The organism is Burkholderiales bacterium (assembly GCA_023511995.1).
Lineage (GTDB): Bacteria > Pseudomonadota > Gammaproteobacteria > Burkholderiales > Thiobacteraceae > Thiobacter.
Genome location: JAIMAL010000001.1, coordinates 86,386 through 101,004, shown reverse-complemented (window position 1 = coordinate 101,004; position 14,619 = coordinate 86,386). Strand labels below are relative to the sequence as shown.

General features: G+C 66.0%; 16 protein-coding genes. 3 read left to right on the top strand and 13 right to left on the bottom strand.

Annotation, left to right across the window (positions count from 1 at the left end; all coding sequences use genetic code 11):
• Positions 1-5: 5 nt before the first annotated feature.
• Entirely contained in the window at positions 6-1,283 is a 1,278-nt protein-coding gene (locus K6T56_00485; protein MCL6554816.1) for a serine protease, read from the top strand.
• On the top strand, positions 1,271-2,239 hold the full coding sequence (locus K6T56_00480; GenBank protein ID MCL6554815.1) for an FHA domain-containing protein: 969 nt from the start codon (positions 1,271-1,273) through the stop codon (positions 2,237-2,239). Before K6T56_00485 ends, K6T56_00480 begins: the two co-directional genes overlap by 13 nt.
• Before the next feature lie 13 nt (positions 2,240-2,252).
• Here K6T56_00480 and K6T56_00475 read toward each other — a convergent pair whose 3' ends face one another.
• A complete protein-coding gene (locus K6T56_00475) occupies positions 2,253-2,747 on the bottom strand; it encodes a DUF6231 family protein (GenBank protein ID MCL6554814.1) in 495 nt (164 codons plus the stop codon).
• Positions 2,713-2,961 (bottom strand): amidohydrolase, encoded by a 249-nt coding sequence (locus K6T56_00470; GenBank protein ID MCL6554813.1) that lies wholly within the window; start codon positions 2,959-2,961, stop codon positions 2,713-2,715. Before K6T56_00470 ends, K6T56_00475 begins: the two co-directional genes overlap by 35 nt.
• Positions 2,962-3,148: 187 nt before the next feature.
• On the opposite strand from K6T56_00470, the gene K6T56_00465 reads away from it, so the two are divergent.
• Entirely contained in the window at positions 3,149-3,925 is a 777-nt protein-coding gene (locus tag K6T56_00465) for a ParA family protein (protein ID MCL6554812.1), read from the top strand.
• Here the strand turns inward: K6T56_00465 and rssA are convergent, their stop codons facing one another.
• The 11 genes from rssA to K6T56_00410 form a co-directional block, all read right to left on the bottom strand.
• Complete coding sequence (gene rssA / locus K6T56_00460) at positions 3,926-4,816, bottom strand: patatin-like phospholipase RssA (GenBank protein ID MCL6554811.1); 891 nt, start codon at positions 4,814-4,816, stop codon at positions 3,926-3,928.
• Complete coding sequence (locus tag K6T56_00455) at positions 4,813-5,535, bottom strand: LrgB family protein (GenBank protein ID MCL6554810.1); 723 nt, start codon at positions 5,533-5,535, stop codon at positions 4,813-4,815. The genes rssA and K6T56_00455 overlap by 4 nt, the downstream gene beginning before the upstream one ends.
• Positions 5,532-5,882 carry a CidA/LrgA family protein gene (locus K6T56_00450; protein ID MCL6554809.1) on the bottom strand — a complete coding sequence of 117 codons (351 nt, stop codon included), beginning with the start codon at positions 5,880-5,882 and terminating at the stop codon, positions 5,532-5,534. Before K6T56_00450 ends, K6T56_00455 begins: the two co-directional genes overlap by 4 nt.
• Before the next feature lie 93 nt (positions 5,883-5,975).
• Positions 5,976-6,209, bottom strand: coding sequence for a hypothetical protein (locus tag K6T56_00445; protein MCL6554808.1), 234 nt, complete (start codon positions 6,207-6,209; stop codon positions 5,976-5,978).
• On the bottom strand, positions 6,202-7,356 hold the full coding sequence (locus K6T56_00440; GenBank protein MCL6554807.1) for a glycerate kinase: 1,155 nt from the start codon (positions 7,354-7,356) through the stop codon (positions 6,202-6,204). The genes K6T56_00445 and K6T56_00440 overlap by 8 nt, the downstream gene beginning before the upstream one ends.
• Before the next feature lie 2 nt (positions 7,357-7,358).
• Entirely contained in the window at positions 7,359-8,309 is a 951-nt protein-coding gene (locus tag K6T56_00435) for a D-2-hydroxyacid dehydrogenase (protein ID MCL6554806.1), read from the bottom strand.
• Between the two features lie 78 nt (positions 8,310-8,387).
• A complete protein-coding gene (locus K6T56_00430) occupies positions 8,388-9,266 on the bottom strand; it encodes a 2-hydroxy-3-oxopropionate reductase (protein ID MCL6554805.1) in 879 nt (292 codons plus the stop codon).
• A 25-nt stretch (positions 9,267-9,291) separates the two neighbouring features.
• On the bottom strand, positions 9,292-10,650 hold the full coding sequence (locus K6T56_00425; GenBank protein ID MCL6554804.1) for an amidase: 1,359 nt from the start codon (positions 10,648-10,650) through the stop codon (positions 9,292-9,294).
• 3 nt (positions 10,651-10,653) lie between these two features.
• The gene (locus tag K6T56_00420; protein MCL6554803.1) at positions 10,654-12,096 is read right to left on the bottom strand and encodes a TRAP transporter large permease subunit; all 1,443 of its coding nucleotides are present in this window, start codon (positions 12,094-12,096) and stop codon (positions 10,654-10,656) included.
• A gap of 692 nt (positions 12,097-12,788) precedes the next feature.
• On the bottom strand, positions 12,789-13,370 hold the full coding sequence (locus K6T56_00415; GenBank protein MCL6554802.1) for a TRAP transporter small permease subunit: 582 nt from the start codon (positions 13,368-13,370) through the stop codon (positions 12,789-12,791).
• A gap of 50 nt (positions 13,371-13,420) precedes the next feature.
• Positions 13,421-14,560 (bottom strand): TRAP transporter substrate-binding protein, encoded by a 1,140-nt coding sequence (locus K6T56_00410; GenBank protein MCL6554801.1) that lies wholly within the window; start codon positions 14,558-14,560, stop codon positions 13,421-13,423.
• Between the last annotated feature and the right edge of the window lie 59 nt (positions 14,561-14,619).

The window sequence follows — 14,619 nt, the reverse complement described above, 5'->3', positions numbered from 1 at the left end:
GCGCGATGCACCGCTTGCGACTTTTCTGCTTTTCCCTCCTGCTGCTTGGGCTGGCGGCGCCTTGCGCCGCCGCGCAGACGCAAAAAATCTTCAGCCGTTACCAGGATCGCATCGTCCAGGTGCGCATCTTGGAGGCCTCCTCCGGCGCCAAGGCGGGCGTGGGTTCCGGCTTCGTTGCTTCGCCTTCCGGCCTCATCGTCACCAACTATCACGTGATCGCGGATCTCGTGCACAAGCCGGCACACTACCGGGGCGAGGTGTTGACCGCCGATGGCCGGCTCGCGCCCCTGCATCTGGTGAACTTCGACGTGGTGCACGATCTCGCCCTGGTGGCGACAGACCTGCCCTTCCGCGGCCACCTGCTGCTTGCCACCGGCCCGGTGGCCGTGGGGGAGCGGGTCTACTCCATCGGCACGCCCCTCGATCTGGGATTCACCATCGTCGAAGGCACCTACAACGGCCTGCTGCAGCACTCCCTCTACGAGAAAATCCACTTCACCGGCTCCCTCAACCCCGGCATGAGTGGTGGGCCGGCGCTGCTCGGGGACGGGCGTGTGGTGGGCGTGAATGTGGCCACCGCCGGCAACCAGGTGAGCTTCCTTGTCCCGGCGCGCCATGTGGCGGCGCTGCTGGCCCGCACCCCGGACCGCACCCCCCTCACCGCCGAGGCGGCGCGCCGGCTGCTAAGCCACGACCTCATCGCCAACCAGGCCCGCTATGTGGAAACGCTGCTTGCCACACCCCTTGCCACCACGCGCCTCGGCGAATACCAGGTGCCCGGGCGCATCGCTTCCTTTCTGCGGTGTTGGGGGGATGCCCGGCGCGAGCCCGGCCAGGTGGTGGAGCAGGTCACCCAGCAATGTTCCTCCGAGGATGACCTCTACCTCTCGCGCACCCAGCAGACGGGCATGATTCACTATCAGCACGACTATTCCGTCGGCCGCAACATCAACCGCTTCCGCTTCTATGCCCTGTATCAGGCGCAATTCAATCAACCCTACGAGAAGATTCCCGCGGAGCGGGAAGACGTCTCCCGCTTCGCCTGCCATACGGACTTCGTGCGCCACGGCAGCCTCACCTTCAAGGCCGCCCTATGTCTGCGCCGCTACAAGACCGTGCCCGGCCTCTATGATGCGGTGCTGCGCGCGGCCACCCTCAACGCCCCCACCCGGGGCCTGGTCACCACCCTGATCCTGGGTGGGGTCACCGAGGACAATGCGCGGCGCTTCGCCCGCCATTATCTGGAAAGCTTCAGCGAGGGGAGCAGGCCATGGAACCGCTGATGGTGGCGGAGGTACTGGACAAATCCGGCCGGGTGCACGAGCGGCTGCGCCTCGACCACTTCCCGGTTTCCATCGGGCGCGCCTACCACAACGACATCATCCTCGATGATGAATTCGTCTCCCCCGACCACGCCCGCCTCGAACTGGACGAAACGGGCCAGCCGGTCATCGTCGATCTCGCCAGCGACAACGGCACCTTTCTCCTGCCGGCATTGACCCGCATCACCCGCCAACCGTTGGCCGGGGAAAGCCTGCTGCGGTTGGGGCACACCCTCATCCGTCTGCGCCGCGCCGATTTCCAGGTACCGCCCGCGCGGCGGGACAATCTGGGGTTGAACCCCGCCACCCGCTGGCTCACCCACAGCGCGGGCGCGGCCCTGACCTATATGCTCGCCCTGGGCCTCATGGTGCTGGAACACGTGCAAAGCAGCGCGGAGGTGATGAGTCCGCAGCAACTCCTCGCCTCCGCAGTGCCCCTCGCCGTTGCCCTGCCGGTGTGGGCGGGGGTGTGGGCGCTGGTGAGCCGCAGCTTTGCCCACCATGCGTATTTCGTGCCCCACCTGGCCATTGCCGGCGCGGCGGTGGTGGGCTTCTTTCTCCTCGACACCGCCGCGCAATACTACGCCTTTGCCTTTTCCGCCCAGATGTCCGCCGATCTCGTCTTCGAGGTGGCGGCCATCGTGGTGGCGGCGGCTGCCCTTTATGGCCATCTGCGGTTCGCCACCCTGCTCACGCCACGGGTGGTGGGAGTGACGGCGTTTCTGTCTGCCGCGGCGCTGGTGGGGATGGCGGCGCTTTCCGACTACGCAGCGCAGCAGGAATTCAGCGATGAGCTGCCCTATCCGGGCGAACTCAAGCCGCCGGCCTTTGCCCTCGGCAAGGCCAAAAGCCCGGCCCGTTTCGCCGAGGAGGCGCGCGCCATCGTGCCGCGCCTTGATTCCGGCGCGCTGGATTGACGCCGGCCGCCGTTCAGGAGGGTAGCCAGGGGTATTTGTCCCACAATTCGGGATGCGCCCAGTATTTGGCGTTGAACCATTCCGGGGCCGGCTTGTAGGTGGCGATGTCGAAACGGAAGAGGGCGTGGGCTTGGCCTTCCTCCTGCCAGACGGCGAGGCGCTCCATGCCGAGCCCGAACAAATCGTTTTCCTCCCAGGCATCGAGGCGGACCCACACGTAAAGGCGGGAAGTGTGGAAATCCCGCAGCCGGCACAGCAGGCGCAGACCCTCCACCTTGTTGAGCGCCTCCAGCACCCCGCGGACGAAAACCACGTCGAAGCGGGCGGCCCCGTCGAGTGCACCGCCGACCTCCCCGGCGGGGCAGTGGGTGACCACACAATCCGCGGGAGGCCTCACACCCTCCGCAATGCCCAAAAGCAGCAGGGTGCGCGGCCGACACGCGGAAAGGAGGGCCGCGACATCGGGCGGTGAATCAGAACGCGGGCCTGCGGTAGAGTCGTTGGGCATTTTCGTAGCCGACGCGGCGCGCCAGCTCCTCCGGCAATTGTTCGGCAATGGACAGGGTGGGGGCCAGCAGTTCCCCGGCGCGCCGTCTTCCCTCGCGGGGGACGCGCAGGAACGCGTCGCTGCCCAAAAGGAAACGGTCCGGGAACTGGTTGATGCGCGCCAGCCACTCCGGGCGCAGGCGCCGTTCCTGATCCAGGTGGAGGTGCGTGTCCACCCACCCCTGTGCCCCGCAGACCGACGATAGCAAAAGCCCCGCGAGCCACGCGAGGAGCCGCCGGCGGAGAGACACCTGAGCAAAGTTAGCGCCCATAGTTGGAGCTATTCCTCACATTCGTTGCGTAAGGGCTCGATTTGTTGCATATTTTGTTTTCCGTGCCGGACTGCGGGGCAAGGGGGGCACCATGGCAGTCATCAGCATCTTCAATCAGAAGGGTGGGGTGGGCAAGACCACCACCAGCCTCAATCTCGCCGCGGCGATGGCGGCGCGCGGGCAAAGTCCGCTCCTCATCGACCTCGACCCCCAGTGCCACCTGAGCCACACCTTGGGTGTCAGCATAGACTCCGGCGAGCAGAGTCTCTACGCCTATTTTCAACGCAGCCGCACCCTCACCGAGCTGGTCCGTGTGGCTGGTGGCATGCGGCTCATCCCCGCCCATCTGGATCTGGCCAAGGCGGATGCGGTGTTCGGCAAGAGCTACAACATCGTCACCCGGCTCGCCACGAGTCTGCGCGCGGAAGCCCTGGTGAGCCCCAATGCGCCGGTGATCATCGACTGCAGTCCGATGCTGGGCGTGCTTTCCCTCAATGCGCTGTTCGCCTGCGATCTGGTGGTGGTGCCCATTTCCACCGATTTCCTGGCCCTGAACGGCGCCCAGCAGGTGGAAAAGACCTTGAAGGCCCTGGAACACGTGTTGAAGAGACGTCTGCCGCGGCGCTACCTCATCACCCGTTTCGACCGCCGCCGGCGCATGGCCCGGGAAATCCTTGCTGCCGCGCGCGCCCGCTTCGGCGAAGATCTGTGCAGCACCACCATCTGCGAAGACGTGCGCGTGGCGGAAAGCCCCGCCCTGTGCAAGAACGTCTTCCAGCATGCCCCCAACTGTCGCGGCGCGCGCGACTACCAGGCTTTCCTCGAGGAATTGCTGGCCAGCGACTTCGCCCGCCGCCAGGCCGCCTGATCACCCCCAGCTTTCCAGAGCCTGACGGATTTGGGGCAGCGCCGCCCGGGTGGCGCGGCGTCCTTCTTCCATGGCTTCCTTGCCCCGGTGGAATTCCATGAGACCCAGGTGCGCAAGCCGCGGCGCGATCACCGCATCCGGCGGCTCACCCGCCATGCGGCTGCGGGCGATGCGCACCTGCATGATGTTGATGCTGGAGGCCACCACGTCCAGCAGCGAAGGCAGCGCCGGGCCGTTACGCGGCACGAAGTCGGACAGCCGTTCCTGCAGCTTGCGCAGCCAGGCACTCACCTCCCCTTCGCGGGCGATCTGCCGCTTGGGGCGCAGATGGCGGCCGAGCACGTCGGCGGACAAATCCACGGCGATCACGATGTCCGCACCCATGGCACGCGCCAGCGACACCGGGACGGGGTTGACGAGTCCCCCATCCACCAGCAGATGGCCGTCCCGCACCACCGGCGTGAACAGACCCGGGAGGGCGATGGACGCCCGCACCGCATCCATGGTGGAACCTTCGCGCAGCCAGACCTCGTTGCCGGTGGCAAGCTCGGTGGCAACGGCAGCGAAGGGAAGGGCGAGCGCCTCCACCGGCCGGTCGACGAAATTGCGGCGGAAGAAATCCATCAGACGCTCGCCCTGGATCAACCCGCCGGCCAGCTTCACATCCAGGAAGCTGATCACGTCGGCAACACGCAGCCCGGCAATCCAACGCTCGAACCGCTCGATCTCCCCTGCGGCATAGGCGGCGGCGACGAGCGCCCCGATAGAGGTGCCGCAGACCACATCCGGCCGGATGCCCGCCTCCTCCAGCGCGCGCAGCGCGCCCACATGGGCCCAACCGCGCGCGGAGCCGCTGCCCAAGGCGAGACCGATGCGGGGCGGACGATTCATGCAGTCATCCAGCCGCGAAGAAAGGGTACCAATACCGCAGTCATCAGGCCGTTGAGCCCCATGGCCAGGCCGGAAAAGGCACCGGCGAGATTGGAGATCTGGAAGGCGCGCGCGGTGCCGATGCCATGGGAAGTCAGCCCGATGGCAAAACCCTTGATGGCATCGTCGCGGCAGCCCAGACGGTCGAGGAGCCCCTTGCCCAGCATGGCACCCAGGATGCCGGTCAGCACGACGAAGACCGCGGTGAGGCTGGGAATGCCGCCGATTTTCTCCGCAATGCCCATGGCAATGGGCATGGTGGCCGATTTGGGCGCAGTGGAAAGCGCCACGTCCCGACTTGCCCCCAGCAGGCGGGCGATGCCGAAGGCGGACAGGGCAGCAGTCGCCGAACCCACCACGAGGCTCAGCCCCAGGGGCAGCCACATGCGCCGCAGCCGATCCCAATGCTGATAGAGGGGAATGGCCAGCGCCACGGTGGCCGGACCGAGGAGGAAGTGCACAAACTGCGCGCCGTCGAAATACACGGCATAGGGCGTGCCGCTGAGGCGCAACACCGCCACCAGGGCGATGATGGACAACAGCACCGGGTTGGCCAGGGGATGGAAGTTAAGGCGTGCGGCGAGCGCGTGCGCCGCCTGGTAGGCCGCCAACGTGAGGGTGAGCCACAAAAGGGGACTGGCGGCAAGATAAACCCAGAGATGGCCGAGCCGGCCGCTCATGGCTTTTTCCCCCAATGGCGCATGAGGAAGCGCAGCAGCAGGGCGGTGGTGACGAGGGTGAGGAGAGTGCTGAGAAGCAGACTGCCGGCGATGGGCAGCCACTCGGCGCGCAGTTGCGGCAGGTAGAGCATCACCCCCACCCCGCCCGGCACGAAGAGGATGGATAGATGCGCGAGCAGGCCGTTGGCGGCACCATCCAGGGCGGCAGGCACGCCACCGCGCAGGATCAGGAAGGCAAGCATGAGTGCCATGCCGATCACCGGCCCGGGGACAGGCAGGGCCAACGCCTTCGCCAGCACTTCGCCGGCCAGCTGGAAAAGGAGCAGGAGGGTGAAGCCGCCCAGCATGGAAACCCGCGTCAGCAGACCTGCCCGCCTGTTGCCGGCGGGCAAAAATCGGGGCGGGGTTGCCCCGTCACGGGCCGGGCGCGGCGCAGCGCCTCATGACTGCTCAAGCCGCACCCACTCGTTTTCCCGCAGCACCACCTCATACTGGGCCCAACGGGCGAAGTCCCCGCGGGGCAGAGTGGCCGTCCGGCGGCGGTTGGCTCCGGCCACGACCTTGAAGGTGATGGACCCATCGGCGTTTTCGGCGATGACCTGATACACCGCCCACTTGGCACCATAGGCGCCGTTGCTGTAACACCGGCCGTAGCGAATCTCGTCCTCAGACACCTTTGTCATCCTCCGTGCTCACGCGGCCCGGGGCCTTGCGCCTTTGCGCCGCCGCCTCCGCCGCCTGCGCCAGCAATTGTGCCGCCTCCTTGAGCGCCGTCGCAAGCGGCATGGGTTCCGGCGCGGCCTCGAAACAGCCATCGAACTGGCGGGCGAGGAGATCACGTGCGTCGGCCTCGATGCGGCCCGAGACCAGGGTCACGGGCACACCATGGAGACGGGCGATGCGCGCCACCTCCAGGGGAAGCTTGCCGTGCAGGGTCTGCGCATCCGATCGCCCTTCCCCGGTGAGCACCCAGTCGGCCTTTCTCACCGCATCAGCCAACCCCACCCGTTCGCACACCAGCCTCGCCCCGGGCATACGCTGCGCGCCGATGAGGAGCAGGGCATAGCCCAGCCCGCCAGCCGCCCCCGCCCCGGGAAGGCGGGAGACGGCACGGCCCGCCCAGGCATCGCAAAGGGCGGCGAAGTGGGCAAGCCGCGCATCGAATTCCGCCACCTCGTGGGCTTCCACGCCCTTCTGCGGACCGAACACCGCGGTGGCACCCTGCGGCCCGGTCAATGGATTGTCCACATCGGTAAGGGCGATGAGATGTGCGTCGGCCAGGCGCGCATCGAGGTTGGAAAAATCCACGCGGCCAAGGCGCCCAAGCCCCTCGGGTGTGGGGTCCACCGGCTGCCCGGCGTAATCCAGGAGCCGCACGCCCAGCGCCGCCAGGAAACCGGCGCCACCGTCATTGGTGCTGGTGCCGCCCAGGCCGACGAGGATGCGGGCAAAGCCTGCCTCAAGCACCAGCCGCAAGAGCTCCCCGACCCCGCGGCTCGACCGGTGCGCCACCCGGCTTTGCCCGGCCTGGGCAAAGCCCACCACCTGCGCCGATTCGATGACGGCCTCGAGGCGGGAACCGCTTGACAACACGCCCCAGGCCGCGGAGACCGGCCGGCCATCGGCGCCGCTGACGCTGGCGGTGCGGCGCTCACCCCCCACGCTGTAGAGAAGCGCGTCAAGGGTGCCTTCGCCACCGTCGGCCAGGGGCACGAGGCGCAGGTTCGCTTCGGGAAACACCCGACGCACACCGGCGGCCATCGCCTGCGCCGCCTCGAGGGCGGTGAGGGAGCCCTTGAAGGAATCGGGTGCGATGACGATGTTCACGTCACCACGTTGCGTGGCGTGCCCGCGACGAAGGCCTCGATGTTGTCGATGAGCTGGTCGGCGAGGGTCTGCATCGCCTCCCGGCTGGACCAGGCCACATGCGGCGTGAGGATGAAATTGGGCAGGTCGAGTTCGAGCAAGGGATTGCCCTGCCGCGGCGGCTCCACCGACAGCACATCGAAGCCGGCCCCCGCGATCGCCCCGCTTTTCAACGCATCCACCAGCGCCGCTTCATCCACCAGTCCCCCGCGCGCCGTGTTGATGAGGATGGCGCTGGGCTTCATCATCAGTAACTCCCGGGAGCCGATGAGGTGCCGCGTCTCGGGCGTGAGCGGCGTGTGCAGCGTAATCACGTCCGCCTCCTTGAGTACCGTTTCGAAGGCCGTGTAACCCTCGCGCACTTCCCGCGCGCCTTTGTGTTCAGCGATGAGCACACGCATGCCGAAGGCTTCCGCCAGTCGCGCCACGCCACGGCCCAGGGAACCATAGCCGATGACGCCCAGGGTGGAACCATGGAGGTCATGGATGGGACGGGTGAAGAGGCAGAACTGGTCCGCGGTCTCCCACCGGCCCGCGCGCAAATCCTCGCGCCAGCCCAGCAGGCTGCGGCGCAGGGCGAGCATCATCATGAACACGTGTTCCGGCACCGTATGCACGGCATAGCCGCGGATGTTGGAGACGACGATGCCATGCGCCCGGCAGTAGGCAAGGTCCACGTTGTCGGTGCCGGTGGCGGCCACCGCGATCATTTTCACCGCAGGGGCCTGGCTCAGCACCTCCGCCGTGAGGCGCACCTTGTTGGTGATGACGATGCTCGCCCCGGAAATGCGCTCCACCACTTCCTCCGGGCGGGTGCGCTCGTATTCGATCCACTCATGGGAAAAGGCGGGCGCACGGAGGTTCGCGATCAGGCTGGCGCGGTCGAGGAAAACGATCCTGTGTTTCATGAGAAGCCTCTTGCCCAACGCAGGACACGGCGGAAAAACTTTGCCCCGCCCTGACCCATGGGGTTTGGGATTGCCGACTCAGCGCTCCATGCCGGAGGTGCGCTCGACCACCTTCATCACCGCCGCCGAATCCAGCTCCGCGCCGCCCATGCCCATCAGGGCATTCAAGTGCTGCATCACCAGCGCCGCGGCGGGCAGGGCAAGCCCCAGCTCCTTTGCCGTCTGCATGACGATATTCATGTCCTTCTGGTGCAGTCGCGTCTTGAAACCGGGTTTGTATTCGTTGTCCAGCATGCGCTTGCCATGCACCTCGAGAATACGGCTGCCGGCGAAGCCACCCATGAGGGCCTCGCGCACCTTGGCCGGATCCACACCGTTTTTGCGTGCGAAAAGCAGCGCTTCCGCCACCGCCTCGATGGTCACCGCCACGACGATCTGGTTGCAGGCCTTGGCCACCTGGCCGGCGCCATGATCCCCGACGTGGACGATGTTTTTGCCCATGGCCTCGAAGACGGGCCTCACCCGCTCAAACACCTCGGGCTTGCCCCCCACCATGATGGAAAGGGTACCCTCGATGGCCCCGATCTCGCCGCCGGAGACTGGCGCATCGAGCATGTCGATCTGGCTTTGGCCCAGCATGGCGGCAAAGCGGCGGGTGGCGGTGGGGGAGATGGTGCTCATGTCCACCACCACCGAGCCGGGTTTCGCTCCGTGGATGACGCCCCTCTCACCGAACAGCACCTCCTCCACGTCGGGCGTGTCGGAGACCATGATGATGATGATCTCCGCGCGGGAGGCTGCATCGGCCGAGGAGGGACAAGGAATGCAGCCGGCCTGGGCCGGCCCTTCCATGGATTCGGGACGACGGCCGTGGACATAGACGGTATGACCGGCCTTTTTCAGATTGATGGCCATGGGCTTGCCCATGATGCCCATGCCGATGAAAGCGATGTTCATGTGTTCTCCTCCGTGCCTCAAAAAATCAATGCACTGCATCCGGCGCCCGAAGGGGCGCCAGTCCGATCACCTCTTCACACCATTTCGCCACGCCCACCAGCCGGTCATCCCGCAGATAGGCGCCCACCAACTGCACCCCCAGCGGCAGGCCGTTGGGACCGAAACCGGAGGGTAACGTCACCGCCGGCAGTCCGGTGAGCGTCCACAGGGTGCAGAAAACCGGGTCACCGGTGTGTTCGAGGGTCGCCGGCGCCTCGCCGCTGGCGGGGGGTGTGAGGATGGCATCAAACCGCCCCAGGATGGCCCGCATCTCCCCGTTGAGTTGCAGCCGCCGGGCCAGCGCCGCCTCGATCTCGGCATCGGAAATGCTGAGGCCCTCGTCGATGAGGGCGTTGAGCCGCTCGCTCAACTGCGCGCGGTGCTGTTCCTGGAACGACCGCAGGGCGCGCGCACCTTCGCCGAACATGATGGTGCGATGCAACGTCCACGCCTCCTCGAACACCGGCGGCAGCGCCACCTCCTCCACCACGGCGTCGGCCGCGGCGAAGCGGCTCGCCACATCGAGAAGGTGTTCCCGCTGATGGACTTCCGCCTGCCACCAGGCGGGTGAACGCACCAGCGCCAGACGGGGCGGCTGACCGCGCGCCGGCGGTGGGCTTTTAAGCCGGCAAAGCACCTGGGGGGCATCCACCCCGGCGGCATCGCCGGCATCGAACCCCGCCAGGCAGCAGGCCAGCCGTGCCGCATCCTCCACGCTGCGGGCAAACACGCCCACCGTATCCAGGGTGGCGGAAAAACGCAGAATGCCTGTGCGGGGAATCAGGCCGCTGGAGGGTTTGAATCCCACCACGCCACAGAAGGCGGCGGGACGGATCACCGAACCATTGGTCTGGGTGCCCACGGCCAGGGGAACAAAACCCGCCGCCACCGCCGCCGCCGAGCCGCTGGAGGAGCCGCCGGGGGTATGGGCGAGGTTCCAGGGATTGCGGGTCGGTCCCGGCTCGCTGTAGGCGAGTTCCGCAGTCACCGTCTTGCCCGCCACATAGCCTCCGGCCGCCTCGATGCGCCGCACCACGGTGGCCGAGGACTCGGGCACACGCCCCCGGCAGGCGACAGTGCCGTATTCCGTGGGCATGCCCGCAGTATCGATGATGTCCTTGACCGCCACCGGGATGCCGGCAAGAAGGCTGCTCCTGCCAGAGTCCCGGGCGGCCTGCCGCCAGCGGGCGGGGTCCCACCAGGCGAAGGCGTGTATGCGCCCTTCGCGCTTTTCCACCTCCGCAACCAGCGCTTCGGCGTAATCCGCCGCCGAAAGTTCGCCCGCCGTGAGCGCCGCAACCACCTGCGTCGCGGTTAAGGAGACGAGTGTGTCCGTCCCGTGCATGGCCTATTTGTAGAACTGGGCCGGCAGCCAAAGCCCGATCTGCGGCCAGATGTACAGCATCACCATGGAGACGATCACCAGCGCCATGAAAGGCATGGAGCCGAGCAAAATCTGGGTCAGTGTCACCTGCGGCGGGGCCACCCCTTTCAGGTAGAAGGCGGAAGGGGCCATGGGGGGCGACAGGAAAGCCGTCTGCAGATTCAGCGCCACCAGCAGGCCGAAGAACAGCGGATCGATGCCGTAGTGGGAGAGCAGGGGCACGAAGATCGGCATGAAGATGACGATGATCTCCGTCCATTCCAGCGGCCAGCCGAGGAGGAAAATGATGAACTGGGTGAGGATCAGGAACTGGGTGGGGCTCATGTCCAGGGAAAGCACCCAGTTTTCCACCACCTGGTGCCCACCCAAGAGGGAGAAGGCCGCGGAATAGATGCTCGCCCCCACGAACAGCCAGCAGACCATGGCCGAGGTTTTCGCGGTGAGGAAAACCGATTCCGTGAGCACGGGCAGAAGCTTCACCTGATGGACCGCCAACACCGCCCAGAGCAGGAAGGCGAGCATGGAAATCGTGCCCACGGTGCGATCAAGGGGCGTGCTCACTACCTGCGCCCGGTAGAGGATGAACCAGACGATGGAGAAGAGGAAAATCCCCCATAGCACCGCCCAGGCCGGCCACCAGCGGCGCCGGATTTCCTTTGGTTGCTCCAACGCCAGGTAGAAGGCGGCAAGCACGAAGCCGCCCAAGGCGCCGATGGCCGCCGCCTCGGTGGGCGTGGCCAGACCGAAGATGATGGAACCCAGCACCCCCAGAATCAGCAGGGCCAGCGGGAAAAACGAGGTGAGCAACATGCGGAACACCTCGAGGCGGGGGAAGTTGAGGAGCAGATAACCCACCACCAGCACGGCCACACCGATCCCAAGCACCTTCCAGAAGGCGGGCGGCGTCGGAAGCCGCGACGTCTCCTTCGCCCCATGGGAAGCCGCGGGGGCGGCCTCGGCAGGCTTTTGCGGCGCAGGCGTCGCTTCCGCCGCGGTAGCGCCCTCTGCCGCGGGGGGTTCGGCGATCGCCGGGGCGGCTTCCTCGGCCGGTGGCTCGGCAATACCCGGCGCACCACCTTCCGCCTTTTGGTCGAGGGCTTCCGCCGTCACCCCCATTTCCACGAGGCCGGTGGTGTCGTAAGCCTCATCAGGCTTGGTGAGTGCATTCCAGGTGAGCCCCATGATGAGGACGAAGGCCGCAAGCGGCAGGCTGGCAATCGCCAGCTCCTTGCACAGGACACGGCGCGGGATTTCCGCATCCCCCGCCACGCAAGCCCGCAGCAGAGCAGGCAGGGCCAGCCGGCCATGGCGTTGCGCCACAGCGGCAAGATGCGGCGGCAGCGGCACCCGGCGTGCCTCTTCGGCCAGGGGCGGTGCAAGCTGCGGTTTGAGCTTGGCCAGCACCATCACATAGACGATGTAGATTCCCGCCAGGAGGAGACCCGGGAAAAACGCGCCGGCATAGAGCTGCACCACCGACACCCCGGCCGTCGCCCCATAGACGATGAGCATGATGGAAGGCGGAATGAGAATGCCCAACGTGCCGCCGGCGGCGATCACCCCCGAGGTGAGCTTGGTGTCGTAACCCGCGCGCAGCATGGCCGGCATGGCCAGCAACCCCATCAGGGTCACCACCGCACCGACGATGCCGGTGGCGGTGGCAAACACGGCGCAGGTGACCAGGGTGGCCACCGCCAGGGAACCAGGAATGCGCGCCGTGGCGATGTGGACGGCGTGGAACAGTTTCTTGATGAGGTTTGCCCGTTCCACCAGATAGCCCATGAAGAGGAAAAGGGGTACGGAGATCAACACGTCGCTCGTCATCACGCCATAGGCCCGCTGCACGGCAAGGTCCAGCGTCTGGCGCACGGCAATGTTGGGGTCCACGGAACGGTAGGCGATCCAGGAGAAGAGCACCCCCAGACCGGTGAGGGTGAAGGCACTGGGGAAGCCCATCATCATGGCGACCACGATCAGGCACAGCATGATGATGCCGATATGGCCGTTGTTGAGGGATGACCAGGGGGTGAGAACGGCGATCCCGATCAGGATCAGGGCCATCAGGGTCGCGCCGACGGCGACCTCCGGTTTGAGCTTCTTCATTCCCGGACCTCCGGCGCATCCTTGACCATGGCCTTGAGTTCTTCCACGTCGATCTCCTCCACGTCCTTGCTGCGCGGCGGCCAGCGGTTATCGCGCAGACAGATGACACAGCGCAGGACCTCCACCACACCCTGCAGCATGAGCAGGGCGCCCGCAACGGGAATCACGAATTTGAAGGGATAAAGGGGCAAGGGCTCGGGACTGAAGGTGTTCTCGCGGATGGCGAGGGATTCGTTGGCAAAGTTCCAGCCGGCCCAGGTCAGGGCAAGCACGCTGGGGAAATAGAAAAGCCCGTACAGGATGAGATCGATGGCGGCCTGAACACGGGGCGAAAACGAGGCATAGAGAATGTCGCCGCGCACGTGGGCCTGATGGGCCAGCGCATAGGCGCCCGCCATCATGAACAGAATGCCGTAGAGCATGATCTGGGCATCCAGCGCCCAGGCATGGGGATTGAGCAGCAGATAGCGGGAGAAGACCTCCCAGACCACCATCAGCGTCAGCAGCACGATGGCCCAGGCAAAGAAGCGGCCGATGAAAGTGGACAGCCGGTCCACGGCGAGAAGGAAATTCTGCATGGGGTTTCCTGCAAAAATCCGCCGGCCTTGCGGCCGGCGGGTGATCGGGATCAGGACTTCTTGGCGGCAAAGAAGTGGTTGTAGGCCATCTTGTAGTCCACCAAGGTGTCATTCTGCCAACGCGCCGCCCGCGCCGCGAAGGCCCGCTGGGATTCCAGCACCTTCTTGAACATTGGGTTTTCCGCGCTCTTGGCGGCGACGACCTTGTCCCAGGCGGCAAGCTGCGCCTTGAGGATGGCATCGGGCGTCTTGTAGAACTTCACCCCCTGCTTGGTTGACATTTCGAAATAGTCCTTGGAATAACGGTCGATGGCCTTCCAGGACATGTCGGCGGAAGCCGCCTCCACCGCATGCTTGATGATGGACTTGTGCTCGGCATTGAGTGCGTCGTATTTCTTCTTGTTGAACAGGATCTCGAACTGCTCGCTGGCCTGATGGAAGCTCTGCAGCATGCAGACCTTGGACACATCGGGAAAGCCCAGCACGCGGTCGGAAGAGGCGTTGTTGAATTCGGCGGCATCGATCAAGCCACGGTCCATGGCGGGCACGATTTCACCACCGGGCAAGGGGGTGACCGCGGCGCCCAGTTCCTTGAAGATGTCCACCGCCAGGCCCACGGTGCGGTATTTCAGGCCCTGGAAGTCCTGCACCTTGGTCACGGGTTTCTTGAACCAGCCCAAAGGCTGCGTCGGCATGGGGCCGTAGAGCATGGACACCACATCCATGTTCATGCTCTTGTAGATCTCGTCCAGCAGTTCCTTGCCGCCGCCATAGTAGTGCCAGGCGAGCACCATGTTGGGATCCATGCCGAAGGCCGGGCCGGAACCCCACAGGGCCACCGCGGAGTTCTTGCCGTACCAGTAGGCCACCACGCCGTGGCCGCCATCCAGGGTGCCTTTGCTCACTGCATCCAGCAGGTCGAAGGCCTTGACCACCGCGCCGGCAGGCAGCACCTCGATCTTGAGCTCGTTGCCGGACATGGCATTGACCTTGGCGGCGAAATCCAAGGCGTATTCATGGAAGATATCCTTGGCCGGCCAGGTGCTCTGGAAGCGCAGGGTGATGGGCCCGGCCGCCTTGGCGATCATGGGGAAGCCCAGGGTCGTGGCACCGGCCGCGGTGGCGGCGGCCGCGCCCAGGAACTTGCGGCGGCTGGGTTGTTGCGGGGTGGGGGTTTTTGTCTTGCTCATGTTGCCTCCTGACGGTTGTTGATGGGACGTGGGACCACTCAGACGGTCGTGCCAACGCA